At 70.3% G+C, this 26828-nt stretch carries 22 protein-coding genes; 9 read left to right on the top strand and 13 right to left on the bottom strand.

What is annotated here, in order from left to right; genetic code table 11:
- Positions 1–123: 123 nt before the first annotated feature.
- The 4 genes from UK23_RS06445 to UK23_RS48320 all read right to left on the bottom strand — a co-directional run bounded on the left by UK23_RS06445 (position 124) and on the right by UK23_RS48320 (position 4475).
- On the bottom strand, positions 124–1530 hold the full coding sequence (locus UK23_RS06445; RefSeq protein WP_045310445.1) for a dynamin family protein: 1407 nt from the start codon (positions 1528–1530) through the stop codon (positions 124–126).
- On the bottom strand, positions 1527–3290 hold the full coding sequence (locus UK23_RS06440) for a dynamin family protein (RefSeq protein ID WP_045310444.1): 1764 nt from the start codon (positions 3288–3290) through the stop codon (positions 1527–1529). Before UK23_RS06440 ends, UK23_RS06445 begins: the two co-directional genes overlap by 4 nt.
- A 4-nt stretch (positions 3291–3294) precedes the next feature.
- Positions 3295–3840 (bottom strand): IniB N-terminal domain-containing protein, encoded by a 546-nt coding sequence (locus tag UK23_RS06435; RefSeq protein WP_045310443.1) that lies wholly within the window; start codon positions 3838–3840, stop codon positions 3295–3297.
- A gap of 65 nt (positions 3841–3905) precedes the next feature.
- Positions 3906–4475 (bottom strand): hypothetical protein, encoded by a 570-nt coding sequence (locus UK23_RS48320; RefSeq protein WP_156212869.1) that lies wholly within the window; start codon positions 4473–4475, stop codon positions 3906–3908.
- A gap of 233 nt (positions 4476–4708) precedes the next feature.
- Here UK23_RS48320 and UK23_RS06425 point away from each other — a divergent pair, with 233 nt between their 5' ends.
- From UK23_RS06425 to UK23_RS06410, 3 genes are read left to right on the top strand one after another with little or no spacing between them, the layout of a single operon-like run.
- Positions 4709–6127, top strand: a complete 1419-nt coding sequence (locus UK23_RS06425) for an Hsp70 family protein (protein ID WP_052684419.1) — start codon at positions 4709–4711, stop codon at positions 6125–6127.
- Positions 6128–6150: 23 nt separating this feature from the next.
- Positions 6151–6573, top strand: coding sequence for a hypothetical protein (locus tag UK23_RS06415; RefSeq protein WP_045310440.1), 423 nt, complete (start codon positions 6151–6153; stop codon positions 6571–6573).
- Positions 6570–7946 (top strand): helix-turn-helix transcriptional regulator, encoded by a 1377-nt coding sequence (locus tag UK23_RS06410; protein WP_156212867.1) that lies wholly within the window; start codon positions 6570–6572, stop codon positions 7944–7946. Before UK23_RS06415 ends, UK23_RS06410 begins: the two co-directional genes overlap by 4 nt.
- Before the next feature lie 151 nt (positions 7947–8097).
- Here UK23_RS06410 and UK23_RS06405 read toward each other — a convergent pair whose 3' ends face one another.
- Entirely contained in the window at positions 8098–9114 is a 1017-nt protein-coding gene (locus UK23_RS06405; RefSeq protein WP_196777638.1) for a hydroxyacid dehydrogenase, read from the bottom strand.
- Between the two features lie 209 nt (positions 9115–9323).
- On the opposite strand from UK23_RS06405, the gene UK23_RS06400 reads away from it, so the two are divergent.
- From UK23_RS06400 to UK23_RS06385, 4 genes are all read left to right on the top strand, one after another.
- Positions 9324–10220, top strand: coding sequence for an ROK family protein (locus UK23_RS06400; RefSeq protein ID WP_045310437.1), 897 nt, complete (start codon positions 9324–9326; stop codon positions 10218–10220).
- Entirely contained in the window at positions 10211–11056 is an 846-nt protein-coding gene (locus tag UK23_RS06395; protein ID WP_045310436.1) for a class II fructose-bisphosphate aldolase, read from the top strand. Before UK23_RS06400 ends, UK23_RS06395 begins: the two co-directional genes overlap by 10 nt.
- On the top strand, positions 11053–11964 hold the full coding sequence (locus UK23_RS06390; RefSeq protein WP_045310435.1) for a 1-phosphofructokinase family hexose kinase: 912 nt from the start codon (positions 11053–11055) through the stop codon (positions 11962–11964). Before UK23_RS06395 ends, UK23_RS06390 begins: the two co-directional genes overlap by 4 nt.
- A gap of 63 nt (positions 11965–12027) precedes the next feature.
- A complete protein-coding gene (locus UK23_RS06385) occupies positions 12028–12798 on the top strand; it encodes a DeoR/GlpR family DNA-binding transcription regulator (RefSeq protein ID WP_045310454.1) in 771 nt (256 codons plus the stop codon).
- A 53-nt stretch (positions 12799–12851) separates the two neighbouring features.
- Here UK23_RS06385 and UK23_RS06380 read toward each other — a convergent pair whose 3' ends face one another.
- The 6 genes from UK23_RS06380 to UK23_RS06355 all read right to left on the bottom strand — a co-directional run bounded on the left by UK23_RS06380 (position 12852) and on the right by UK23_RS06355 (position 23267).
- On the bottom strand, positions 12852–15608 hold the full coding sequence (locus UK23_RS06380; protein WP_082114449.1) for a discoidin domain-containing protein: 2757 nt from the start codon (positions 15606–15608) through the stop codon (positions 12852–12854).
- 563 nt (positions 15609–16171) lie between these two features.
- On the bottom strand, positions 16172–18889 hold the full coding sequence (locus tag UK23_RS06375) for a DUF5682 family protein (RefSeq protein ID WP_045310434.1): 2718 nt from the start codon (positions 18887–18889) through the stop codon (positions 16172–16174).
- A complete protein-coding gene (locus UK23_RS06370) occupies positions 18886–19998 on the bottom strand; it encodes an ATP-binding protein (protein ID WP_045310433.1) in 1113 nt (370 codons plus the stop codon). The genes UK23_RS06375 and UK23_RS06370 overlap by 4 nt, the downstream gene beginning before the upstream one ends.
- Positions 19999–20026: 28 nt before the next feature.
- Positions 20027–21391: a VWA domain-containing protein gene (locus UK23_RS06365; protein WP_045310432.1), complete on the bottom strand. Its 1365-nt coding sequence runs from the start codon at positions 21389–21391 to the stop codon at positions 20027–20029.
- Positions 21388–22770 carry a hypothetical protein gene (locus UK23_RS06360; RefSeq protein WP_045310452.1) on the bottom strand — a complete coding sequence of 461 codons (1383 nt, stop codon included), beginning with the start codon at positions 22768–22770 and terminating at the stop codon, positions 21388–21390. Before UK23_RS06360 ends, UK23_RS06365 begins: the two co-directional genes overlap by 4 nt.
- Positions 22770–23267, bottom strand: a complete 498-nt coding sequence (locus UK23_RS06355) for a hypothetical protein (protein ID WP_045310431.1) — start codon at positions 23265–23267, stop codon at positions 22770–22772. The genes UK23_RS06360 and UK23_RS06355 overlap by 1 nt, the downstream gene beginning before the upstream one ends.
- A 159-nt stretch (positions 23268–23426) precedes the next feature.
- Here UK23_RS06355 and UK23_RS06350 point away from each other — a divergent pair, with 159 nt between their 5' ends.
- Together UK23_RS06350 and UK23_RS06345 are read left to right on the top strand one after the other, a co-directional pair.
- Positions 23427–24137, top strand: coding sequence for a TioE family transcriptional regulator (locus UK23_RS06350; RefSeq protein WP_045310451.1), 711 nt, complete (start codon positions 23427–23429; stop codon positions 24135–24137).
- Between the two features lie 106 nt (positions 24138–24243).
- Complete coding sequence (locus UK23_RS06345; protein WP_045310430.1) at positions 24244–25017, top strand: SAM-dependent methyltransferase; 774 nt, start codon at positions 24244–24246, stop codon at positions 25015–25017.
- Here UK23_RS06345 and UK23_RS48315 read toward each other — a convergent pair.
- Together UK23_RS48315 and UK23_RS06330 are read right to left on the bottom strand one after the other, a co-directional pair.
- The gene (locus UK23_RS48315) at positions 25010–25690 is read right to left on the bottom strand and encodes a dTMP kinase (RefSeq protein ID WP_052684417.1); all 681 of its coding nucleotides are present in this window, start codon (positions 25688–25690) and stop codon (positions 25010–25012) included. The genes UK23_RS06345 and UK23_RS48315 overlap by 8 nt on opposite strands.
- A 35-nt stretch (positions 25691–25725) precedes the next feature.
- Positions 25726–26826: a trans-sulfuration enzyme family protein gene (locus UK23_RS06330; protein WP_045310429.1), complete on the bottom strand. Its 1101-nt coding sequence runs from the start codon at positions 26824–26826 to the stop codon at positions 25726–25728.
- Positions 26827–26828 lie beyond the last annotated feature (2 nt).

Here is a 26828-nt window from a genome sequence, read left to right as displayed (position 1 = left end):
GTCTACAACCCCGCGGACGGGTCGTTCCACATCCTGTTCGACAGCGGTGGTCTCTACGAGCCGGCCTGGCGGCTGGGCAACAGCAGCCACCGACCCGTCTGAGTTGAAAACAGAAGGGCGCGTTCACCTCGGTGGACGCGCCCCTTCGCGCGTCAGCAGGCCCTCGCAGGTGCGGACCAGCACGCGGCACGCGTCGGCCGAACGCCTGGTGAGCATCGGGTTCTCGGCATGCCGCTGCCACCGTTGCAGCGCGGCGAACGCGGCCTGACCCACCTCACCGGGGCCGGAGCCGCGCGGCAAACCCAGGCGCACCAGCGGATGTGCGCCCTCGTCGCCCAGCAGCCGCGAGGCCAGCTCCGCGTCGGGCACCTTCACCGCGCCCGACCGCAACGCGCTCAGCAGCCGCAGTTCGGTGAACTCGTGCGTGCCCGCCAGGATCCGCTCGACCGCGCCGGTCAGCCGCGAGTCGCCGGCCGCGCGGAGCACGCCGTCCAGCGCCAGCAACGCCGAGCGCGCCTTGAGCAGGTGGCGGCGTTCGCCGAACTGGGTGTGCAGCACCTTCTGCAGTTCCAGCAAACCACTGCGCGCCACCAGTTCCGCGGCCAGCGCCGACGGTTCGGTCACGCCCTGCCTGATCAACGTCACCGCCAGCCGGATGCCGAAGACACCGAAGCGGTTCAAGAGCGCGCGCCGTTCCACCGAGCCGTCCACGAACCGGTCGGCGGACAGCAGCGACGACTCCAGCTCTTCACGCGGTAACGCGGCCAGTGCTGTCAGCGCCATGAAGTCGTTCTGCCGCAACGAACGCCCCGCGAACGCGAGCAGACCGGCGACCGCCACGACGTTCTGACACAGGCCCTGCAACGACGAGTCCGCCCGGTAGCGGCCGGCGATTCCGCGCGCCGAGATCATCGCGTCCACCCGGCCACCACCGATCTCGTCGGCGCGCGAGATCACCGCGACCGTGTTGATCGCCGTGGCCCGCGCGACACCCTGGTCGCGGAACGACTCCAGGAAGTTCGCGTCGGCCGAGTGCAGGTGCCGCATCAGGTAGATGACCGCGTCCGCCTCGCTGGGAGAGTCCTCCGGCGACAGGAAGTGGGTGGTGCGCAACGAGTTCGCGGTGGTCAGCGACGCGATGCCCGGCGTGTCGATCAACGTGGTCGACCGCAGCGACTGCGAGGGCCAGTCGACCACCAGCCGATCGGCCGGGCCGTCCAGCGCGATCTCCAGCGCTCCGTCACGGCGGACCACCGGGAGTGACTTGCCTTGGGGGAACTGGACGATGCGCGGCGAGGGGCCGTCGCGGTACCAGGTGACGACCTTCGTGCACTCCCCCGCGTCGGTCGGTGCGATCTCCTCGCCGACCAGTGCGTTGAGCAGCGTCGACTTGCCCGCCTTGACCTTGCCCGCGATCGCCACCCGCAGCGGCTCGTCGAGCCGGACCAGCTGACGGCGCAGGACTTCGGAAGCCTGCGGGTACAGGTCGATCGCGGTCAGCAGCACCCGCCGCACCTCGTCGGTGATCATGCCGTCACCTGCTTCACGACGCGTTCCAGGGCCGCCAGCTCGGTCTTGATCTCGGCGAGCCGCGCGTCGCGGTCGCCATGCGACGCCTTCACGGACTTCTGCGCCGCCTGGATGGACTCCGTCAGCGAACGCTTCAGCTGCTCGGCCAGCGTCGTGAAATGGTCGCGCAGATCGCGTTGCAGGCCGCGCAGCATGTCCCGGGAGTCCTTGCCCGCGTGGAACGACACGTCGTCCACGTACTTGCGCAACGCCACCTTGCAGTCGTTCTGGCGTTTGGTGGTGATCCGCTTGCGCTCGTCCACGATTCCCTTGCCGCCCAGCAACAACGCCGCGCCGACCGAGATCGGGTTGATCAGCGTCAGGCCGATCACCGAACCGATCAGGCCGAACATCAGCAGGCCGCCGTAGCCACCGCGCAGACCCGTGAGCAGGCGGCTGCCGATGCCGAACTTGTCCGACTCGCGCACCGCGAGCTCCGGCACCGACCGCAACGGGTCGGAGGTGCCGACGCGCAACGCCGGCAGCATCTGCTCGCGGTCCGAGTCGAAGTGCTCGGCGACCTTCTTGGCCAGCCAGCGCGCTCGTTGCGTGGCCCAGACCGAGTTCGCCGACACCGCGGACGTCACCGCCTGCTGCGCCCACACCGAGAACTGGTCCCAGATCTTCTGCGGATCGCCTGCCAGCAAAGCGTCCTCGGCCTCGCGGACGATCTCGCGCATCCGGTCGCGCAGGTCGTAGTCGACGTCGGCGTTGAGGTCGGCCACGCCGTCGCTCAACGTCTGCTGCCAGCGCGCCGAACGTTCCTTCAGGCCCGCCGCGCGTTGCTCGGCCTCGGTCAGCTCCCGGATCAGCTGCTGCACCGACTCCGGGTTCTCCTGCGCGGTCTGCTCGGCCCGCAGGCTGTCGACGACCTGGCCGATCACGGTCAGCACGTCGTGCAACGTCGACCGCCGCGCCAGAAGATCAGCCTGGGCGACGACCTTCTTGCGCAGGTAGGTCACCAGCGGCGGATAACCGGACTCGGTGTTGACCTCCTGATCGCCGGTCTGCAGCGCGTGCCACCGCAAAGTCGACGACACGGTGAACACCTCTGCCTTGATGCCCGCGTCCGCCAGGTGCTGCCGGTCGCGGTCCGCGATCGAACGCCACTCCGGGTAGAGGTCGGTCTTGGTGAGCACGCACGCGACGTTCGGGCACACCGCCATCGCCTGCTTCAGGAACTCGAGCTCCGGCGCCGTGTACTCCTGCGAGCAGTCCGACACCAGCAGCACCGCGTCCGCCGACGGCAGCGCGGCCATCGTGGCGGCACCGTGCACCGAGCTGAGCCCGCCGACACCGGGCGTGTCGACGAGCACCAGCCCCTCGGCCAGCAACGGCCGCGGCAGGCCGACCTCGACGTGCAGGAGGCGTTCGCGGTTGCCCGGGTTGCCTTCCTCCGCCGCGAACCTGGGCAGCTCCTCCAGCGGCACCTCGGTGCGTCCTTCGGCCCGCACCAGGGTCACGACCGGGGTCTCCGCGTGCCTCACCACGGTCGGAACAGCGGTGGCGACGTCGTCGGACACCGGGCAGACCGGTGCCCCGACGAGGCCGTTGACCAGCATGCTCTTGCCCTGCTTGAACTCGCCGACGACCAGCAGGCGGACCTGGTCGTCGGCGAGCCTGGCCCTGGCCTGGTGCAGGCGTTGCTCCAGGTCAGGACGCTCGTAGCGCTTGATGGCGGCCAGCGCGAGCTCGATCGCCCGCTGCGGTGAGGTCGCCACCGGGTCACCCGGCCAGGCTGTCGACGGGATCGGGCTCTTCCACCGGCTCGGGCTCGGGCTCGTCCAGCAGCACGGGCTCGTGGTCCAGCTCCGGGTGCACCTCCAGCGCCGGCTCCTCGACCGGTTCAGGCTCCGGCTCGGCCTCGCCGGGCGCCTCGACGCCGGTCTTGTCCACGTCGATGTCGTTGAACGAGTCCTTCACCTGCACGACGTTGGTCTCGGTGTCGTTGTCCTGGACGGCGACGGAGTTGACCTCGGTGTCGTCGTCGGAGTTGAACGAGTCGTCGATGATCGTGACGTCGCGGTCGTCGATGTTGAACGTCTGGTCGAAGTGCTGGACCGGACGGTCGTGCACGACCTCGGTGTGGTGCACCTCCCGCACCGGCGCCGGGCGGTCGGCCATGATCAGCTTCGCGTCCCGGATGTCGGCGTCGGTCGCCCCGGAAAGACCGTTGCGGGCCAGCTCCTTCTGCGGGTTCTCGTCGAACGCCTGCTGGGCCTTCGGGTCCTTCATCATGTTCATCAGGAAGTCGATGAGCTTTTCCAGCATGGTGGTGTCTCCTCACCGAGGAGACCGGCCCCGCCTCGGCGGAGGAGAGCGGGGCCGGTCCGGCGTCAGATGGGCAGGTCGAGGTCTTCGAGGACGTTGTCGATCTGCGTGTCGACGTCCAGGTCGAAGTCGGCGTCCTGGTCGGAGACCGCGGTCTGGTCGGCGTCCTGCTCGGAGAACTGGTCCGAGTCGAGGTCGGCGTCCTGGTCGGCGTCCACGTCCACGTCGGAACGCGCGTCGCCGCCGTTGCCACCACCGGCGTCGGCGTTGCCGCCGTTGCCCGCGACGCCGCCGTTGCCGCCGAGGCCGAGGCCGCTGCCACCCGCCGAGCTGCCGAAGTTGACGTTGACCAGACCGTCCTGGTCGATGTCGCCGCCGGCGCCACCGATGCCCAGGCCGTTGCCGCCGTCCGCGCTGCCACCGTCGCCGGCCACCGCGATGCCGCCGTTGCCGCCGTCGCCACCCTCGGTGTTCGTGGCGGTGGTGGTGTCCTGGTCCTGCCGCGCGTCCTGCGAGGAGGTCTGCGGCGCGACCTGTGCCGACTGCACCTGCTGCTCGGCGGCCTGGGTGCTGTCGACGTCCAGGTCGGCGGTCAGGTCGGCGAGGAAAGCGTTGAGGTCGATGGGGTTGCTCATGTCGGGCTCCTTGATCGTGTTGTGCCGGAAGACTTTCCGACCGGCTGCCAACAACGTTAGGGAGCGCCACGCGTCCTGCCATCAAGGCAACGCCCGGAAGGTGCCGGGCCGCGCACGCAGGGATCGCCGGAGTCATAGGGGATTCACCCCTGTATTTCGATCTGGCTGAACCACTCCATATGAGACGTACGTGTACTGACGTCCGCCTTGTCCGCCGCTACAGGGGGTGTCCGATGCACTACCAGATCGGGCTGGATCTCGGATCCACCCGCACCGCAACAGCCACGTGCCGCGACGTACCGCGGCTCGAGTCGGTGACGCCGACGGTGGTGTTCGCGAATCCTGATGGCTCTTTGGTCATCGGTGAGGAAGCGGAACGCCGCGGGGTCGCCGACCCGAACCGCGTGGCGCGCCGGTTCCTGCGTCGAGTGGGTGACCCGACGCCGTTGCGGCTGGGCGGGGTGGCGCTCGGTGCCGACGTGCTCACGGCGCGTTTCGTCACGCAGCTGCTCGCGCCTCACAACGGCCGAGTCGCCGTCGCGCACCCGGCATCGTGGGGTCCACACCGCTTGGAATCCCTTCGCGGAGCCGGACTTTCCGATGTTGTGTTCGTGCCGGGGCCGCAGGCCGCGGTCGTGGCGCACGACTCGCGGGCACGGCTTGAGCCGGGTTCTGTCGTCGCCGTGTACGACCTCGGCGGCAGCGGGTTCGAGGCCGCGGTGGTGCGCAAGCTCGACTCCTTCGTGCTGGCCGGCCGTCCTGAGGAGGCCGAGGTCGGCGGGCTGGACTTCGACGAGGCGGTGTTCTCGCACGTGGCCGAGTCCTTGGAGTGGGACTCGCTCGACGCGGAGAATCCCGTTGTGCGGGCGGCGGTTGCCGATCTCAGGCGGGCTTGCACAGCGGCGAAGGAGCAGCTGTCGTCGGACACCGAGGTGCGGATTCCCGTTGCGGTGCCGGGGATCTCTGTTCGCGAGGTGCGGCTGACCCGCGCGGAGTTCGAGGAGATGATCCGGCCCGCGCTGACCGAGACGACCAGCGCTCTGTTGCGTTCTTTGGAGAACGCCGGGGTGCGTTCCGGAGACCTCGCCGCGGTGTTGCTGGTCGGCGGGTCTTCACGGATTCCATTGGTGACGCAGGAAGTTTCCGCGTTGCTCGGCCGTTCGGTGACGCCCGCGTTCGAGGGCATGGTCGCCGTGGGTGCCGCTTTGTCCGCCCGCGTGCGCGAGGTGGCCGCACCCGAGGTGGCGACCGTGATGTGGTCGCGTCCGCCCCGGCCTGCCGCACCCGCGTTGCAGCGCAAGAGGAGGAAGCTCACGCCGTACATCACGGCGGCGGTGCTCGCGGCGGCGGTCGGCGGTGGTCTCGCGATGAACACGTACTTCGCGGGCAACGCCACCCCGGACACGACGACGACCACTCCGACGCCGACGCCCACCACCACCGAGGAGAAGGCGGCCGTTGTGGTGACGACGACCGAAGCGCCGGTCCAGCCGCAGAAAACGGTTGCGCCGCCTCCTCCCCCGCCGACCAAGCGCACCACGACGACGACGACCACGTGGCCGTCGAGCTCGGCGCCGAGCGTGAGCAAGTCGACGAGCGCGCCGGCGCCGACGCTCAGCACCAAGGCGAGCACCAAGGCGGGTGCACCGTGACCGCGTTGCCTCCTCGCCCGGGAGTGACGAAGTTTCAGCTGGTCCAGGTGCCGCGGCCGCGACTGGCCACGGTGGCGGTCTGCCTGTGGCTGCTCGCGGTGGTCGTCGAGCTGGTCGTGACGGCTGTGGCTTTCGGTGACGTGCGCGCCTCGCTGACCGCCGAGGTGGCGGCACGTGGTGTTGATCAGTCCACCCAGGACAAGGTGGTGCTGGCCGGACTGGGAGTGCTGCTCGGACCGGGCGTGCTGGTGGCGCTGGTGCAGCTGGGAGTGCTGCGGGCGTTTGCCGTTGGCCGGAACTGGGCGCGGATCTTGTTGGCGGTGCTGGGAGTCGTGGGCGTGCTGGTGTCCCAGATGCCGCTGGTGGCGGGGATGGCTGTGGTGGGCGCGGGAGTGCCGGCGTTCCTGCCGGCGTCGAACGCGTGGTTCGCGGGGAGGCGAAGATGACCGCTGTCGCAGCGGAGCTGGCGTGGCGGGAGGGTGACACCGCGTCGGCGATCGAGACCGCGGACCGGATCCTCACCGAGGGCACGGACCAGGACTGCCTGGCGGCTGGAGTGGCAGCCGCCGCGGCGGCCGCGGACGGAGCCCTGTTCGACGCCGCCGCACGGTGGCGTGTGATCGCTGGGTCACTGAGTGGCGCGCCCGGTGTCGCCGCAGCCGCCCGTGCCGCGCTGGCCGCTTGCCTGGCGGGCGATCTCTCGTCTGCCGCGGAGGACCTCGCAGCCGCACGAGCCCGGCTCTCCGGCGCCGCGCCACGAGGCCTGACCGTGCTGCTGGACGGCGTCGACGCGGCACTGGAAGCCGTCCGGGGTTCGTTCGCTCCGGCCGCCCGCAAGCTGGCCGGACTCGCCGCCGCGACCGTGCCCGCCGACCCGATGGCCGCGGAGCAGTGGGGCGACCTGGCCGTGACAGCGCTGGTGGCAGGTGGTCACGACGCCAGCGCCGCGGAGCTGCTGGCGATGTTCGCGGACCGCCCGACCCCGCGCCGCCACCTGCTCACGGCCTGGCTGCACCTGCGAGCGGGCCGCCTGGCCGCCGCCCGCACCGAGATCGCCGCCTGCACCACGCCGGTCCTGCGCCGCGACGCCGTGCTCGCCGCGGCCGTGACGATCGGCCTGGCCCGCCGGGCAGGCGACGACGAGGCGTTGCGCGCGACCTGGCGACGGGTGGCGCCCGTGGTGGCCGGCGTGGACGTGGAACCGCTGCTGCTCGACGCCTGGGGCGAACTGTCGGCCGGTGCGGGCAGCGCGTTCGAACGCGACACGATCGTCGACGCGATGACCACCGCGGTCGGACGGGTCGGTGCGGCGTGGTGCGTGGAAACGGACAACTGGTGGCGCGTGCAACGGGCCGTGGTCGCCGGTGACACCTCACTGGTGGTGGAACTGACCGTCGAACCACGAGCCTCCGCCGCGCGCATGTGGGCGTCGATCCTCACCGGCGACGTCAATCCCGTTGCGGTGACCGAGGTCGCCGATCTCCTCGCCCACGCGGGCCACCCGTGGGACGCGATGGCGTTGTGCGGCGCCGCAGCCGCCCGCATGAGCAACCCGGCCGATGCCCGCGAACTGCTGAGCACGGGTCGCGCCCTGCGAGCCCGCATCGGCACCGAGGACAACGGCCCCGGCGACGGCCTGTCGAAGCGGGAACGCGCGGTCGGCGAACTGCTGCTGGAAGGCATGACGCACAAGGAGATCGGCGCCCGGCTCTACATCTCGCCGAAGACCGTCGAGCAGCACGTGGCGAAGATCCGCCAGAAGCTCGCGGTGGGCGGCCGCGCCGAGCTGATCGCCTCCCTGCGCGCTCGCCTGGCCTGAACCCTCACCCGTTGAGGATCACCGGACGGGTCAGGTGGCGCGGCGTTCCAGCCCGTCGACGACGAGCTGCTGAAGGGCAGGATCGACGTGGCAGGGTTCGTCGCGGAACTTGGTGCGCGGGCAGGCCGAGTACTGGGGGAAGGACAGCTGATCACGCTGTCCGGTCGAGCTCGCGGCGCAGCACCGGGTGCATGAACGGCTGACCCTCCGCGTAACGGGCGACCTCGGCGATGGCGGCGTCGGCCAGCCGGTGCAGCTCATCCCCGTGCGAGCCGGCGACGCGGGGTGTCAGCAGGACGTTGGGCAGGTCGTGCAGCGAGCTGGGCAGCTGGTCCGGTGTGGTGACGTCGAGAACGGCGTCGAGCCGCCCTGACCGCAGCTCGGCGGCGAGCGCGGCCTGGTCCACGAGCGAGCCGCGGGCCGTGTTGATCACGGTGGTGCCGGGGCGCATCAACGCGAGCCTCCTGGCGTCGACCAGGTGCCCGGCCTCCGGAAGCGCCGGGTCGTGGATGCTGACGACGTCGCTGAGCGCGCAGAGCTCGTCCAGGCCGACCACCTTGACGCCGAGGGCGCACGCCTCCTCCCGGGTGAGGTACGGGTCGTGCACCAGCACCCGCAAATCGTGGCGGCGCAGGAAACCCAGCACCATCCGGCCGACCCTCGAGGCACCGACGATCCCCACCACGCGCCGGTAGTTGCCGGGCACGTTCTCGACTGCCCGCCAGTCGAACGCGGCCCGCTGGCGGCGGTAGCCCGCGCTCAGAGGTAGCACCCGCTTGCCGGCGAACAGGATCGCGGCGAGCGTGTACTCGGCGACCGGGATGGCGTTGGCCCACGCGGCCGAGCTGACCGCGAGCGGACGGTTCCAGCAGGCGTTGGTCACGGGCCCTTTGACCGACCCCGCCGCGTCGACGACCGCGCGCAGCTTGGGTGCGGACGCGAGCACGGCAGCGTCGATCCGCGGGCAACCCCAGCTGCTCACGACGATTTCCGCACGGGAGAGCGCCGCGCGGGCCTCCGGGGTCGTGAAGTCGTCCACCACCAGGTTGTGGTCGAAGTCGGCGATGCGCGCGAGGCGGTCGAGCGCGTCCGGTTCGAACAGCTTGCGGGCGAGTGTGCCGTGCATGGCCAGGAGGACGCGCGGTCTGCTCGAACGAGGCAGTGACACGGTGACAGCTCCCTCCGCAAAGATGCACGCTGAGCAATTTTGCAAAGTTTGCGCCGCTATCTTGCAGCTGTCAACAGCGCTGAAGCATGTGCACCTGGGCGAACTTTCCACGTTTGACCTGCTGTGACGATCCCAGTCTTGTTTGTCGCCTGCTCACAACTGCATACTTGTTTGCAATATCGCGCAACTTCGATCAGGCGGAGGACACCGTGCCCGTGCTCGGCGTGGATGTCGGCGGCACCGCCACCAAGGCGGTGCTCGTCGACGACGCGGGTGCCGTGCTCGACGTGAGGTCGCGGCCGACACCCCGACGCGGGCCGTCCGTCGTGCCCGAGGTCCTCGACCTGGTCGCCGAGCTGGCCTGGGAGCTGCCGGCTGAACGCATCGGCGTCGCGGTGCCCGGCATCGTGGACGAACGGCGGGGCGTCGGCGTGTTCTCGGAGAACCTGGGCTGGCACGACGTCCCGTTCAAAGACCTGCTCGCCGACCGCCTCGGCCGCACTGTCGCGTTCACCCACGACGTCCGGGCCGGAGCGTTGGCGGAGAACAGGATCGGCGGCGGCAGAGGCGCGCACACGATGCTGTTCCTCCCGCTCGGCACCGGAATCGCGGCCGCCCTGGTCACCGGCGGCCGGGTGCACGACGGCGACGGGTACGCGGGCGAGCTCGGCCACGTCGACGTCGGCCACGGCGAGCCCTGCCTGTGCGGAGGTACCGGCTGCCTGGAGGCGATCGCCTCCGCGAGCGCCATCGCCCGTCGCTACACCGCCCTGACCGGACGGGAGGTCTGCGGCGCCGTCGACGTCGCCCGCCGGGTCGAGGCGGGCGAACCGGAGGCGGCCGCCGTGTGGGACGACGCAGTCGAGGCACTGGTCACCGCTCTGGCCTGGACCGCGAGCGTGCTCGCCCCCGAGGTCGTCGTGGTGGGCGGTGGCCTGTCCGGCGCCAACGGCCTCCTGCTGGACCCGCTCGCCAAGGGCCTGTCGGCCCGCCTGACGTTCCAGCGCGAACCGCGGCTCGTGCCCGCCGCGCTCGGCGGCCTCGCCGGCTGCCACGGCGCGGCGCTCGCCGCGATCGCCGATCACCGAGGAGAACCGTGCCGCTGACCCCCACCGCCGAGATCGTCGACGCCGCCGTCCGCGGTGGCCACGGCGTCGGCGCGTTCAACGTGATCCAGCTCGAACACGCCTACGCCGTCGTGGCGGGCGCCGAGCAGGCCGGATCCCCGGTGCTGCTGCAGATCAGCGAGAACTGCGTGCGGTACCACGGTTCTCTCGCACCACTGGTCACCGCCGCGCTCGCCGTCGCGGCCGAGGCGGCCGTGCCCGTCGCCGTGCACCTCGACCACGTCGAGTCGTCCCAGCTCGTCGACGACGCGGTGGAGATCGGCGTCGGCTCGGTGATGTTCGACGCCTCCAAACTGTCCTATGAGGACAACGTGGCGACCACCAAGGACGTCGCGCGGCGCTGCCGTTCCCGCGCGGTGTGGGTCGAGGCGGAGCTGGGCGAGGTGGGCGGCAAGGACGGCGTGCACGCGCCCGGCGCGCGCACCGACCCCGCCGAGGCCGCGTCGTTCGTCGCGGCCACCGAGGTGGACGCGCTCGCCGTCGCGGTCGGCAGCTCGCACGCCATGCTGACCAGGGACGCGGCACTGGACTTCGACCTCATCGCCCGGCTCAGGTCCGTTGTGGACGTTCCGCTCGTGCTGCACGGGTCGTCCGGCGTGTCGGACGGCGACCTGGACAAGGCGGTCGCGGCGGGCATCACCAAGGTGAACATCGCGACGCACCTCAACAAGGTGTTCACCGGCGAGGTGCGGCAACGTCTCGCCGACGGCGGTCTCGTCGACACCCGCAAGTACCTCGGCCCGGCCCGCGACCGGATGGCGGACGAGGTCGCCCGGCTGCTCGGCGTGGTGCGCGCGCAGCGGGTGCGGACATGATCCTCACGCTCACCCCGAACCCCGCCCTCGACGTGACCTACCAGGTCGACCGGCTGCGGCCGGGGCACACCCACCGCGTCGGAACGGTCAGCGAACGGGCGGGTGGCAAGGGGTTCAACGTCAGCCGCGTGCTGCACGAGATGGGCGTGCCGACGCTCGCCGTGGCTCCGGCCGGTGGGGTGCTGGGCGACTCGATCCGCGCCGATCTCGAAGCCTCGGGCGTGCCGCACGCCCTGCTGCCGGTGAGCGCGCCGAGCCGGATGACCGTCGCCGTCGTGCCGGGCGATGAAGATCCCACGCTCTTCAACGAGGCGGGCTGCGCGTTGCCGGACGAGGACTGGGACAGGCTGCTGGCACTCGTGGCGCAACGCCTCGAAGAAGCCGGTGTGCTGGTGTGCTCGGGCAGCATGCCGCCCGCGGCGCCCGCCGATCTGTGCGCGCGGGTCGTCGAACTGGCGCGGCGGTGGCGCGTACCGGTCGTGGTGGACACCAGCGGCCCGGCGCTCGTGGCAGCGGCGAAGGCCGGCGCGGACGTGCTCAAGCCCAACACCGCGGAACTGCTGGAGGCGCTGGACGTCCCGGATCCCGTGGACGGGGCGCGAGCGTTGTGCGGGTACGGAGCCGGTGCCGTCGTCCTGTCACGTGGAGCGGACGGCATGGTCGCTGTGACGGCGGAGGGCGAATGGCGTGCGGTGCCACCGTTCGCCGTGCGGGGCAACGCGACGGGGGCAGGTGACGCCGCCGTGGCCGCGCTCTCCACCGGCGTGGAGGAGCAGTGGGAGTGGCCGCTCAGGTTGCGGGCCGCGGTCGCGTGGTCGGCGGCCGCGGTCGCCTCACCCCTCGCCGGCAGCGTCGACACCCCCACCCTCCACCGGATCTACGACGACGTTCTCGTCGAATCGCTGTGAACACGGGCCCGCTGCACCGTTCTGTCGGTGCCCGTGCGCGATGATGTGTGTCTGGAGGTGCCGATGAACAGGTATGAGCGGCTGAACGCGCTGTTGGAGATCCTCGGCGAGCGGGGGCGCATCGAGGTCGACGAGATCTCGGAGCAGCTGCAGGTCTCGGGTGCGACGATCCGCCGGGACCTCGATCACCTGGCCGAGCAGCAGCTGCTGACCCGCACCCGCGGTGGCGCGGTGGCGCACGCGGTGGCCTACGACCTGCCGTTGCGCTACAAGACCGTGCGGCACGCCGAGGAGAAGCTGCGGATCGCACGGGCCGCGGCGGACCTGGTGTCGCCGGGCGCGGTGGTCGGGCTGAACGGCGGCACGACGACGACCGAGGTGGCCAGGACGCTGGTGACCCGGTCGGAGGGCGACGCGGCGATCACGGTGGTGACCAACGCGTTGAACATCGCCAACGAGCTCGCGGTGCGGCCTCAGGTGAAACTGGTCGTGACGGGCGGAGTGGCGCGGGCGCAGTCCTACGAGCTGATGTCACCGCTGGCGGAGAAGATCCTGGGCGATCTGAGCCTCGACATCACGTTCCTGGGCGTGGACGCGATCGACCCGGCCGCCGGTGCGTCGGCGCACCACGAGGGCGAGGCCGCGATCAACCGGTTGCTGGCCAAGCGGGCCGGCAAGGTCGTGATCGTCGCGGACTCCTCCAAGATCGGGGCCAGGGCGTTCGCCTCGATCTGCTCGACACCCGAGGTGGACGTGCTGATCACGGACACCGACGCCGATGACGACGATGTCAAACGCTTCCGCGAGCGCGGCGTCGACGTCGTCCAGGTCTGAACAGGACTGTGGGCCCTCACCGAGCGGTGAGGGCCCACAGTCGTTTCACAGCACTAGATTCCGATCGCGGTGATCTCCGCGGCCGAGGTGTACTGCCCTCCGGAGAGATCGGTCAGCGCCCGCAGCCGCAGGTACCTCCCGGTCTTCGCGGCGAACGACACCGTCTTCTCCGTCGCGTTGCTGGCCCACGTGCCGGTGGCGACCGCGGTGCCCCAGTTCGAGGTGCTGTTGCTGACGTACACCTCGTACTGGCCGATGCGCCCGTTCACGCCACCGTCCTGCCGGGGCAGGTAGTGCACCGCGTCGACGTCGTACCGGGCGCCGAGGTCGATCTGGATCTCGTGCGGCGGCGCCGGGTCGGGGTCGACGTTCGACCACGCGGTGTGCCACATCGTGGCGTTGTCGCCGTCGATCGCCTTGGCACCGGTCTGGCTCGACTCGGCGCTGTCGGTGTGGACGACGGACTGTCCCGCCTTGGCGATGGCAGGAGCGCCGGTGATCGACTTGGCCGCCGGGAGCGTGACTCCGTTGGCCGTCACCGTGAAACCCGCCGACGTCGGCTGCGAACCGGTCTTGACCGTCAGCACGCCGCCGCGGTCCGCCGGATCGTGGAACCAGCCGGTGGTGGCCGCGTCGAGGTCCGCCTTGGTCGAGTACTTCGTGAGGGTCGTCGTCCCCAGCGTCACCGAGGACGGCGCGCCCGAGACGTGCATCGTCAGCTCGTACGCCCGGCCGGCCTGCTTGCCGGTGTACGTGCCGTTGCTGGCCCCCACCTTCACCGCGACGTTGCCGGAACCCGAACCGGGCGCCGTGACGTCGACCTGCTGCTTGGCGAAGGCGCCGTTCTGGTACGCCCTGGTGTTGCCGTCGTCCTCGTAGAGGCTGAACGACGAGTTGCCGCGCGGGTACACGTCGAAGGTGATCGGCGTGGCGGGCTTCTCACCGGCGTAGTTCATCTGCGGCCACATCGGCACGATGCCGCCGCCCTTCACGAACAGGGGCAACGTGTCCAGCGGCGCGTTGTAGCCGTTGAGCCAGCCGGGCCCCTGGTAGGTGGTGCCGGTCCAGTAGTCGGTCCAGGTGCCCGCGGGCAGGTAGATCCCGTCGCGGACGCTGGTGTCGCTGGTGACCGGGGCGACCAGGAACGCGTCACCGGCCAGGAACTGCTGGCTGGTCTGGTTGCCGCGGGCGACCGGGTCGTCCGGGTACTCCAGCACCATCGCCCTGGTGGACGGGTAACCGGTCTCGTTCGCGACCCGGCTGGTCGAGTACAGGTACGGCAGCAGCCTTTCGCGCAGCTTCAGGTACTTGCGGTTGATCGACAGGGTCGGTTCGGCCCACCGCCACGGCTGCTTGTCGCTGTAGCCGCTGGACGGGTTCGCGGGACCCCAGCCGGACATCGTCATCACCGAGGGCAGGAACGCCTTCCACTGCAGATCGCGGGCGTAGGTCTTGGCACTGCCGCTGAAGATGCCGTCGACGTCACCGCTCGCGTAGTTCAGTGCCGACAGGCCCGCGCCGGTGATCGCCGGTACGTGCCAGCGCATGTCGTCCCACGTGCCGTAGGTGTCGCCGCTCCAGACGACCGCGTTGCGCTGCGTGCCAGCCCAGCCGTTGACCGTCCACACGAAACGACGGCCGTCGCTGTTGTCCTCGATGCCGTTCACGGCCTGCTGCACGCCGTCGAAGGCGAACTTGTAGCCGGAGCCGATCCACGCCACGTCGGTCTTCACCGCGCGTGAACCGGAGACGCCCACCTCGTCCTTGATGTTCGCGAGACCGGTCGAGGTCCACAGGCCGGTCTTGAACCCGAGGTTCTTCAGGTCCGACACGACCTTCGTCAGGTCCTTGTAGCCGCAGCCGTAACCGTCGTTGGGCAGGAACCAGCCGGACGGCATGTCCTTGTCCCGTGCCTGCTGGGCGTACTTGACGACATCCGGGGTCGTCTGGTGGTCGACCCTGTCGTGGTCGCCGGTGTAGTCGGGGTTGCTGGCGTTCCAGCAGTCGGCGTTGCCCATCTCGAAGCCCCAGATCGGGGCCAGGAAAGGCTTTCCGGTGACGTCGGTGTAGCGGTTGAGGATGTCCTTCGGCGTGTCGCCGGCGAAGTAGAACGCGTCGAACCGCGCCTCGTCGTGCTTCAGGCCGACCGTGGACAGGAACGAGTACTGCCCCGGAGCCCAGGTGTTGCGCACGACGCCGTAACCCTTGGTGGACCAGTAGAACGGTGCCGGGGAAGCGTTGCCGTTCTCCCGCCACTTGCTGTCGATCCTGACCGGCACCGTCTTGTCCCGCAGCGCCCACTCGCCGAGCCGGAACCCGGTGCCGTAGAACTGCTCGTCCTGGCCCCTGGTCAGCGACTGGGTGGCGGTCTTGGCCGCGGTGTCCCAGTTCAGGCCGGTCGACTCCTTCCAGACGAGGGTGGAGTTGTCGGCCTTGTACAGCTCGAACCTCAGCGGCGTCTTGTAGGCCCGCAGGGTGACGGCGCTGGTGCTGATCTTGTAGTAGGCCCCGGAGTCCACGTAGGACGCCGTGACCGGGCCGAAGTCGGTCTTGATCGCGATCTGGCCGTTGACCGGGTCGGTGAACGTCCCGTCCGGCGCCATCTGCAGCCGGAACACACCGGGCTGCGCGAAGGACACCTTCACCTTCGCCGCACCGGCCGTGATCGTGAACGCGGACCCGGACTGGCTGAACGCCGTGACATCACCGATCGTCGCCGGGGCCGCGCTGGCGGATCCCGCCAGCGCGAACGACGAAGCTAGGGCCGCAGTGGCCACCAGGGCCAGTCCGGCACGTGGTCGAGCTCTCATGGACACCTTCCGGGCGCAGGGATCGCCGTGGCGTGGAGCTGTTCAATCATGCTCATTTGACGGATACTTCTTGCATGATTGCGCAATAGTGCGTTCAGGTCCATGCGCCTGTCAAGGGGCCGGGCGTCGGGTAACCGCAGGTCCAGACCACCGGGCTCGGGGAGGTCCCAGCCGGCGCGGTGGCACCGGGCCTGCGGATCCTCGGCTTGCGCGAAGCGGCACCGGTGACGTGGTGATTGCCGCCGCAGAAGAGGCCACGAACCCTGGGCAGCGCATTGTGCTGGGGCACGCGCGTGGGGCGTGGGGTCACGGGCATGGGCATGGGCATGGGCATGGGCCGTGAGCGTGAGCCGTGAGCCGTGAGCCGTGAGCCGTGAGCGTGGGCCGTGGGCGTGAGGCACCGGTGTGAGGCATGGGGCGTGCCCCAGCCACCGACATGGTCGACTGGGCTCTGCGGAGCGGGCTCGCGGCCAGTTCAACGTCGTCGTTCCTGGCCCCGGAGGACCTGGCCGGCCTGATGATCTCGGGTCACGCCTGTTCGCGGGCGCGACCCGAGAGTCCACTCAGGACATCAGCGCCTCCAGCGCCACCGCCGTGTCCGGGTACCTGTTCAGCAACGCCACCCCGCCCGGCGCGGCCTGCCACGAACCCTCGCACCCCAGAAGGGCCGCCACCGCGTCACACGTCTCCGGGTGAGCGGCCAGCAGTGCGAGGCCCTGTCCGGTGCGAGTCCGCACGGCGACAGGCGCGGGCTCGTCGAGCCAGGGCGGAACCCACTCGTCCAGTGCCGGGAGCCGGCCGGGGAACAACCGTCCGGCTTCCTTGACGAGCAGCGGGACGAACTGCGCGCCGCGCGAGCGCAGCGTGCTGATCAGGCTGGGCAGCCACGGCAGCAGCAGCGGGTCCGGCAGGTGCGCGAACGCGTTGGACATCGTCTCCACGACGAAGTCCACCAGGCTCGGCACCGGGTCGAGGGCGTGCACGAACCCGCTCAGGTAGCGCGGATAGCTGGGCAGCGACAACGGGTTGCTCAGCAGCTCGTCGCACCGGGCACGAAGTTCCGCGCGGGACAGGCGGCCGAGGTGGACCTGCGCGGCCCACAGCAGCGCCACCTTCGACGGCTCCTCCGGGTGGGACTGCGCCACCGCGAGCTCCAGCTGCGTGCGGTCGCAGCCCAGGGACAAGGCCAGCGACTCCATGCTGAACAGGAAGCCCAGCATGGCGGCCACCTGGTCGACGCCCGCCTCCTCCTCGGTGAACGCCGTCGGCAGCAGCGTGCAGTAGTGCGCGTAGCCGGTCCGCACGAACGACTCGATCCACTGCGGCAGAACGGGTTCGTTCGTGCGGTAGTAGGCGAGCAGGCGGCGGGACCGCTTCAGGACCTCCGGTGCGCCGTCGACCGTGCGTTCGCCCGACAGCACCTCCAGCGCTCGGGTGCCCAGCTCGCCCGCCAGCCGTGGGCTGTGCAGGTAGCGGATGGCGTCCTCGACGGCTTCGAGGACTGTCGCGGTGGTGGCCTGCGGGTCGTAGGCGCTGCGGCGCAGGCGTTGTTCCACTACCTGTTCGACACTGACGCCCTCGTAGCCCAGCTCGATCAGGGACCGTTGGTGCGTGCCGAGAGCGAGGTCCCAGGACTCCTGGATCGGGCGCTCGCCCAGCTTCCGCTCGCCCATGATCGGGCGGGCGGAAGCGTGCGGGAGCAGGTAGCGCAGCATCCACAGCAGGTTCGAGCACGCTTCGAGCTCCGGCTGGGAGGTGATGTCGAGCAGGGCGCGCTGCACACCTCGTTGCTGGAGCTTGAGGTTCAACGGGGCGAGCCTGTCGTGCACGTCGCGGGCCAGCGGTGGCAGCGCGTCGTAGCCGACCTGGCCGATCCGGTCGCCGCCCATCATGATCTCGACCAGGCGCCGGACGTCCCGGCGGCCGGGGACGACGTCCTTCTCGATGCACGTGACGGCGGCGTCCTGGAAGTCGTACGGCGTCGGCCTGGCCCGATCCCTCATGCCCGCCAGCAGGATCGAGGTCTCGAAGACCGCGATCGCGTCGGCGGTGGAGGCGAGATAGCCGTTGCGCCGGGCCGCGCGCACGATCTCCACGGACCAGCCCAGCAGCTCGGCCTCGTCCAGCCGGTCCAGCACCGGAGGACGTTGCAGGAAGCCGGAGAGCTGATCCGCCGTGGTGGGTTCCGCGACCGGACCAGGCAGCGCAGGCTGTTTGCGAGCCTTCTTCCCGCCTGCCTGACCGGCGAGCTGGAACGGTTTCACCTTGGTGCGCTTGAGGTTCTTCGCCCACTCGGTGGCCGCGATGGACACCGAGCCCGGCGCCAGGCCGAACTGCGCCTCGATCGCCGCGTGGCTCGACGGGATCAGGCCGTGCTGCCACTTGGTCGCGCTGCGCGGGCTGATCACGAAGCCGTCGGTGCCCTCGACACCGAACTCCGCGACCCGGCTGGCCGCGTGGAAGGCGCCGCACACGTACAGGCACTCAGCCGGGTCCGCACCGCTGGCGGCCAGGTGCTCGCGCATCCGCGTCCACATGTACCGCTCGCGATCCTCGTCCACCCGCACCCGGTGCGGATCGCCGGGAGCGAGCCGCCGGAACAGGCTGCCGATCAGGAACATCACCTGGCGGTACGTGTCGTGGTCGCTGTCGCCGAGCGGGAGCTCGACGTACTGGTGCCACCACTCCGACCAGTGCCGCACCTTGCCGTGGTGCAGCAGGTGCTCCTCCAGTTCGGCGAAGCGCGGCCGCAGGTCACCGATCTCCACGCCGACCGCGTCACCGTGCAGCGCGTCCTCCGCAGACGCCTTCGTCTCCGGCGGCTGCCACTGGAACACGTGGTCCGACGAGCGGTCCACCAGCACCAGCTCGACGCCCGGCGTGTCCAGGGCATAGGCGATCGCCTGGTACTCCGCGGACGCCTCGGTGATCGGCGCGACCACCGACAGCGGCGCCCAGTCGGCCGGGAACCCGTCGACCTCGCTGGAGAACGCCTGCACCGCGACGGGAAGACGGCAGTTGCGCAGCTCGGTGAGCAGCGGCGCCATGTCCTCGCACAGCTCCAGGTAGATCACCTTGGGCTGCTTGTCCCGCAACCGGCGGGCCATCGCGACGGCCGAGGCCGGGGAGTGGTGGCAGACCGGGAAGATCTCCAGCGGCTCCCGCACCGCGCGGTCCACGTCGTCGACCATGCCGAGCAGGATGCCTTCCAGGGCACCAGGTCCGTCGGAGAAGGCCGTCGCCGCCTCGTTCAGCTGCGTGCGCAGCGACTCGAAGCTCACGAGAGGGTGGCGATCGTGTCGCGGCCGCCGGCCAGGAACTCCGGCCACAGCCCGCCCTCGTCCTTGCCGCGCGGCTCGACGACCCCGTGCAGGTACTTGTTCATGATCGCCAGATCCTCCGGCGCCCGCCGCGACAGCGACCCCACCAGCGACGAACCGAGCGTGCGCGCGGTCAGCTCGCGCGAGCCGAAGAAGTTGCTGTGCAGGATGGCGTCCTCCAGCACACCGATCTGCTCCGCGGTGGAGAGCGCGGACTCCAGCTTCTCGTCGTCGCTGCCCGCCGCGGCCGACGCCGCGCGCAGGTCGGCGAAGCTGCGCAGCAACACGTCCAGCAGGGTCGGCGGCACGTCCAGCTCGATCTGGTGCCGGCGCAGCAGCTCCTCGGTGCGGAACCGGACGATCTCGGCCTCGCTCTTCTTGTTCGTCACCACCGGGATGCGCACGAAGTTGAACCGCCGCTTCAACGCCGACGACAGGTCGTTGACGCCCCGGTCACGGCTGTTCGCGGTGGCGATCACCGAGAACCCCGGCTTGGCGAACACGATGTTGTCGTGGTCGAGCTCAGGCACCGAGATGTACTTCTCGGACAGGATGGAGATCAGCGCGTCCTGCACGTCACTGGTCGAGCGGGTCAGCTCCTCGAACCGGCCGATGGTGCCGGACTCCATCGCGTTCATGATCGGCGACGGGATCATCGACTCGCGGGACTGACCCTTGGCGATCACCATCGACACGTTCCACGAGTACTTGATGTGGTCCTCGGTCGTGCCCGCGGTGCCCTGCACCACCTGGGTGGAGTTGCGGGAGATCGCGGCGGCCAGCAGCTCGGCCAGCCAGCTCTTGCCGGTGCCCGGGTCGCCGATCAGCAGCAGACCGCGGTCGGACGCCAGCGTGACGATGGCGCGCTCGACGATGCTGCGGTCGCCGAACCACTTCTGCGCGATCTCCCGCTCCAGGCCGTCGGACCGCTCGGCACCCAGGACGAACAGGCGGATCATCTTGGGCGACAACCGCCAGGAGAACGGCTTGGGGTTGTCGTCGACCGACTCCAGCCAGTCCAGTTCCTCGGCGTACTTGAGCTCGGCGGGGGCGCGCAACAGGTCGGACATGAGTTCGTGGTGCCTTTCAAGGAGAAAGTCAGATGGTGAGGAACGTCTTGAGCTCGTGGACGAGCTTGCGGATGTGGCCGGAGATCACCGGCGTGCCCAGGTCCTTGAACCGCTCGCGGAACCAGGGGTTCACGCTGCCGCGGCCGGAGCTGGTCACCGAGCCGACCGGGATGAACTTGGCGCCGGAGCGGTGGATCGCCGCCATCTGCTCGAAGAGCGGCTCGCACTGCCACTCGTAGAAGTCGGAGATCCACACCACCACGGTGTTGCGCGGCTCGGCGATCTTCGGCTGGGCCAGCGCCATCGCGACCGTGCCGTCGGTACCGCCACCGAGGTTGGTGCGCAGCAAGGTCTCGAACGGGTCCGCCACCCACGGCGTGAGGTCGAGCGCCCTGGTGTCGTACGCGATCAGGTGCACGTCCACCTTGGGCAGCCCGGCGAAGATCGAGGCCAGGATGGTGCAGTTGACCATCGAGTCGACCATCGAACCCGACTGGTCCACCACCGCGATCAACCGCTGCGGCGTGGTCTTGCGCGCGGTGTGCCGGTAGTAGAGGCGGTCGACGTAGAGCCGTTCCTCCTCCGGGCTCCAGTTCGTCAGGTTCTTCCAGATCGTGCGGTCGAGGTCGAGGTTGCGGAACACCCGCTTGGGCGGCACCGACCGGTCCAGCGCACCGGCGGACGCCTTCTCCACCTGCGTGCGCAGCACCTCGGCCACCTCGTCCACGAAGCGCCGGATCAGCGACTTGGCGTTGGCGAGCGCCACGCCGGACAGGTTGTCCTTGTCCCGCAACAACTGCTCGATCAGCGACATGCTCGGCGTGAGCTGGGCGGCGAGCACGGGATCCGCGAGCACCTCGCGCAGGTGCATGCGCTTGACCAGATCCGCTTCCAGCGCACCGAGTTCAGGCCCGATCTGCGGGATCAGGTTGCTCAGGTCCGGCGTGCCGGACCCCATCCCGGTGCCGGTCTGCCCGGCCTGACGACCGTTGCCGCGCAGCTGCCCCGGCTGACAGCCCAGCGCCCGTTCCAGCCAGCCCGCGTCGGCCTGCCACCGGGACAGCTGCCCGGCGGTGACCGTGCCGGACCCGGTGCCGAAGACGTTCAGCAGCACCTTCGACACCAGCGCGGCCCGCCGCACCTCGGCCGCCTTGTCGCGCTCATCCCCCGTCGCGGGAACCATCACGCCGTCGAACTCGGCGGCGAGCTCGGGATGGCGCTGCACGATCGAGTCGACCCCGGCCTGCGGGTCCAGCAGTGCCGGTGGCAGCCCGATGTCCTGGAGCACGGCCAGACTGGCTGACTCCAAAGTGGACTGTTCCTCGTGGTCGAACAGCCGGGACAGCAGCCGCCAGTAGAGGACCTGCCGCCGGTTCTCCTGTGCATCCGTCATTTGCGCAGCAACCTTCCAGCGCGTTCACGAAGCACGGTCGCGGCGTCCGTCGCGGCCTTCTCCGCCTTGACCCCGGCCTTGTCCACCGCGCCGCCGGCCCACGCACCAGCGTGCAAAGCCACAGTCTTCTTGCGCACGGTCGTCTCGACCGCGAGCGGCTGAACCCGGAACACCCCCGCGTCCCAGCGCACCAGCCCGATGCACGCGTTCGAACCCGCCACCGCCTCCGGGGTGAGCGGACCGGCCACCGGCACCCGATCGGTGTCCACGGCAACGGACTGCCCGGCGACGGTGAAGATCTCCCCGCCCTGCCCGGCGCTGTAGCCCTCCAGGAACACGGGCACGGCGATGCGGGCCGGATGCCGGTCCAGCGGTGCCGTCGGGAACGCGCTCGCGGTCGGCAGCACGACCCGCGCGGTGACGAACGGATCAGCGGGCTCGCCGGGTTTCGCGTGCTCGTCCGCCCACACCAGATCCCCCTCAGCGGTGATCGGCATGTCGGTGAGGTCCATCGACCTGCCCTCGCTGACCGCCGCCAGCAACGACAGGTGCGGCCGCAGCAACTGCCAGATCCCGGCGCCGATGTTCGTGTCCGGCTTGGGCGCGGACACGCTGGCCCGCACCAGCCGCGGCACACCACCGTCGGCCGGTTCGAACACCGCGTGCACCTGAGCCTGCGCGGCGGTCGCGTGCTCGTGCAGATCCACTCCGAGCGGCAGCAACCGCCCGGTCACCGTGCCTGTCGCAGTCCCGGTCGCACCGGGCAACGTCAGCAGCAGCGCCCGCGACCACAGATCTCCCCAGCGCCGCATCGGAATCCGCTCCAGCGCCGACCCGGGACACGAGGCCGCCAACTCGGCCGCGAACCCGTCCAGCAACGCCGCCAGCCGCCTGAGACGAGGCTCCGGCAACAGCGCGGAGATCACCGGCTCGGCACCGGAGACCAGGTCGTGGTCGATCCCCCGCCACCCGGCGCGCGCCAGGTCGGCCAGCCACGACCGCGCGGCCAGCAACAGGTTCTCCGCCTGCCCGCCACCGCTCGGCAACACGACGCCCGAGTCGGCCCGGCCGCGCCCGGTCGCCTGCTCGATCCGCGCCAGCACCGCGTCGTGCACCGCCCCGAACAACGCGATCCGCGCCGTCGCAAGGGAAACGAAGTGCTCCTCGCCGGCAGCCCCTGCCGCCGCCTTCTCGGCGGCCTCGGCCACCTCGGCCCCCAACGGCGACGCCACCACCGCCTCGGCCAGCGCGACCAGCCCGGCGGCCTGCGCGGCTTGCGGCCGCGACAGCCCACCGGCCAGCGCCCGGTCGGCACCCGCGATCACCGCGAGCACCTCGTCGACCCCGTCGACAGGATCAGCCAGCAGATCGACCCGCATCACACCACCACCCGAGTAGGCGGAAACCACTGCAGCTCAGGCAACACAGCCGTGGTCGCGGGAAGCTCCACATAGGCCAGATGCCGCAGGAACCGGCTGAACACCTGTGCCGCGGCCGCACTGTCCGCCTGTGCCGGCCGCTCCCCCAGCATGAGCGAGTGGACGGCCTGCGCGTCCAGGTCCGCGGCGTCCACCCGCAGATAGCGGGCCACCCGCTCCACCCCGTACTGCAGCACCGCCTCGGTGATCAGCGCGAAGATGTGGTTGCAGAACGACCCCCGCGCCCCACCGCAAGGCCGGTTGTTGTTGGTGCTACAGGCGAACTCGTAAGTCCCTGCGGCAACCGAGGACACGTACACCCGCTCGATGTCCGACCCACTGGACACCACCCCCTGCAGCCGTCCGTCCGCCAACTCGACGAACGGCACCTTGGCGAGCTTGCGCGGCCGCGCAGGCGCCAACACCCGCGCCGTGCTCGCACTTTCCCAGTCCGACAACGATTCCTCTCCTCGCCCCCGAGCTACCCGATCCGCCGTTCCAGCGGTACGGGAGAGACGTTAGCGAGGGGGTCTGACAATTTTGGACCGATGCCGCCGGAGACCCTCTGACCAGGCAACCTCGATCGGCAGGCCGTAGAGTTCGACCGGGTGAGCAAGCTGCGACCGATCGACCTGGCCCGTGAGCACTCGATCACGCCCCAAGCCGTCCGCAACTACGAGACCGACGGCCTGATCCCACCCGCGGAGCGCACGGCCAGCGGCTACCGCGTCTACACCGACCTGCACGCCGCGGCCCTGCGCGCCTTCCTCGGCCTCGTCCCGGCCCACGGCCACGCCACCGCCCGGGAGATCATGCACGCGCTCAACACGGGCCGGATCGACGCCGCACTGGCAGCGATCGACCGCGGCCACGCCCAGCTCCAGCGCGACCGCGAAACGCTGAAAGCGGTGGCGGAGGCGATCACGCACCTGACCGGGACACCGGCTGGAGAACCCGCGAACTCCCGCTCTGCGTTCACCATCGGCGGCCTGGCGCACCGCCTGGACGTGACCACCGCGACCCTGCGCAACTGGGAGGACGCCGGAATCGTTGTCCCCCAACGTTCCGTCGCCGGTCACCGCACCTACGACGCCGCCGACGTCAGGGATGCGGAGCTCGCCCACCTGCTGCGCCGCGGCGGTTACGGCCTCGAACAGATCGCGGTGGTCGTACAACAGGTCCGCACGGCCGGTGGCACACAGGCACTCTCCAAGGCGCTGGACGAATGGCGGCTGCGGCTCACGCTGCGCGGCGTCGCGATGCTCGAAGGCGCCCACCACCTCGCCGGGTACCTGACGTTCCTGGACGTGCCGAAACTGCCGGGCTGACCGCTTCGCGCGGGCGTTCAACGTGCCGGCACTCACGTGTTGGCGTCGTTGATCGGCTTCCGGAAGGCTTGGCGCGACCTCGCTCCAGCGACACCAAGGACGTGACATGGGGAATCCGAAGTCCAGCGCGTGGGACCTCATCGGCAGCGACTACTGGGCCGCCAGCTACAACGGTGGACCCGTCGGCGAGGACCTCGAGGCCTATCTCGACGGCGTGGACAGCGGTACCTCGCTCGCCGTCGTCGGTGCGTCCACGGTCCACCTGATTCGGGCCGCCGTCGACCGCGGCGTCGGCGTGACCGTGCTCGACTTCGCCGAGGGACAGCGGACCGCACTGCTGGAGGCGATTCAGGAGTGGCCGGCCGGGAGTCGTTGTGCGGTCGAGCACTACGACGCCACCGCCCCCGCGCCCGCCGGGTTGAAGGGTCGGTTCGACCTCGTACTGGCCGACCGGCTCGTCAACCGGTTCACCGACGCCGAGGCGCTGGCGGGCGTGCCGGGGCTGCTGAGCCTGCTCGCGCCGGGCGGGCGGTTGCGCACCACGATCCGGCTGGGGCTCTACGAACGGGATCGCGCGCTGATCGCGGTGGCGGACAAGGCGGGCAGGACAGCCGAGTTCTTCGACGCCGAGGCGATGGAGATCGACTACGCCAAGGCGGGGGACCTGCTCGACCAGAGCCTGTCCGACCACGGTTCCATTCCCCGCGCCACGCTGCTCGACTTCTACCGGTTGCGGGGGCCGGAGAAGCGGATGAACGAGGCGGACGTGGCGCGGTACGTCGCGGCGGCGTCCGCGCAGGGCATCAGCGCGCGCATCGTCGCCGCCGGAAAGCTGCCCGTCACGAGTGCCGACACGTTGTTCGAGATCGAGGTCAGCTGACCTGGAGCCCGGCCGGGGTGGCGACGGACGTCATCCCGGCCACGTTGCCGGACAACACTTCCAGGCACTGCTTCAGGTTGCTGAGCGGGTCGGCGTCGGTCTGCAACAACGTCAGGTCGTTGTCCTCGGCGATCTGGCGCAGGGCGGTGTTGAAGCGTTCCACGAACGCCACGTCCTGGTCGAACCTGCCCTCCCGCGCACCGTCGCGGCGCACCACCCGGTCGACCATCAGCTCGGCGGAACCGTCGATGACGAACGAGAAGTCCGGCTGGACGAGGCCGGACATCGCCGCCGGCAGCCATTCCGGCTGGGTGTAACCGCGGGCCTCGAACAGCGCCAGCATGTCGTAGAGGTAGCGGTTGCCGATCACCACCTCGCCGCGGGCCAGGGCGGGCAGGATCACGTTCGCCTGATGCGCGTGGCAGTCCGCGAGGTTGAAGTGCATCAGAGCGTCCTCCGGGAGCACCTGCCCCTCGCCCTCGCCGTAGAGGGTTCGCCGGATGTTCGCGTCCTGGCGCCACCAGGCCGTCGGCGTCCACGTGGCCACGCACGGGCGCACCGGCGCGACGGCGGCCACCAGGGCCTCCTCCAGCGTGGTCTTGCCGCTGCCGTCGAAGCCGCACACCACCAGCAGCGTTCCGGGCTGACCGTGCGGCGCCAGATCGATCTTCATCCCACTCCTCTCGAATCAACGTCCACTCAGGACGGTCACGCGCGCAGGGCCTGGCTCAGGTCGGCGATGATGTCCGCGGCCGGTTCGACGCCCGTGCCGATGCGGATCAGCGTGTCCGGAGCGGTCTCGGCGGCCCAGCGGGCACGGCGTTCCCAGGTCGACTCGACACCGCCGAAGCTCGTCGACGGAACGATCAGCCGGGCGGCGGCCACGACGGCGTCCGCGTCGGCGACCGTGCCGGACAGCTCGAACGCGAGCAGGCAGCCCGCCCCGTTCGGCATCTGCGTCTTCACCAGCGGCCCGTCCGGGTAGTGCACTGCCGTCACCCGCGGATGCCGTTCCAGGAACTCCACGACGGCCAGCGCGTTCTGCGACTGGCGTTCGAGCCGCAGCGGCAACGTCTTCAGCCCGCGCAGCACCAGCCAGCTCTCGAAGGGCCCGAGGATCGCACCGCCGGTACCGCGCCACGCCCGCAGCGACTCCGCCAGCTCGGCCGACCGCGTGACCACCGCGCCACCGAGCACGTCCGAGTGCCCGGACAGCGACTTGGTCAGCGAGTACACCGACGCGAGCGCACCGAACTCGAGAGGCTTCTGCTGCAACGCCGTCGCGACCGTGTTGTCCACGACGAACGGTGTGCCCGCCGCGTCCGCCAGTGCGGAAAGCCCGGCCAGATCGGCGACTCGCAGCAACGGGTTGGTCGGCGTCTCTCCCCACAGGACCGACGGGCCCGCGCCGATCGCCGTCTCCACGGCGTCGAGGTCGAGCAGGTCGACGGTCACCACCTCGACACCGTGCGGACGCAGCTTGGTCGCCAGGTTCCGGAGCTTGTAGTAACCGTCGTCGAGCATCACGAGCCGCTCGCGGCCTTCGCTGAGCGTCAGCATCAACGCCATGGCGGCGGCCTGGCCGGAGGAGAAGACGACCGCCTGGCACCCCTCGCCCTCGATCACGGCCAGCGCGTGCTCGACGTCCTGCCAGCCGGGGTTCGTGTTGCGCCCGTAGGCGGGCAGCGACGGGTCGTGGACGCCGTGCGACACGTATGTGCTCGTGAGCGTCAGCGCCGGCCCCACCGGCGAGCCGATCGCCCGTGCGGTCCCCGTGTGAATGAGCCGCGCTTCGGCACTGAATTCCATGG

It is taken from the genome of Lentzea aerocolonigenes (genome assembly GCF_000955955.1).
Classification (GTDB): Bacteria; Actinomycetota; Actinomycetes; order Mycobacteriales; family Pseudonocardiaceae; genus Lentzea; species Lentzea aerocolonigenes_A.
Note: the sequence above shows the minus strand (reverse complement) of the source record. Positions and strands in the feature narration are given on the sequence as shown.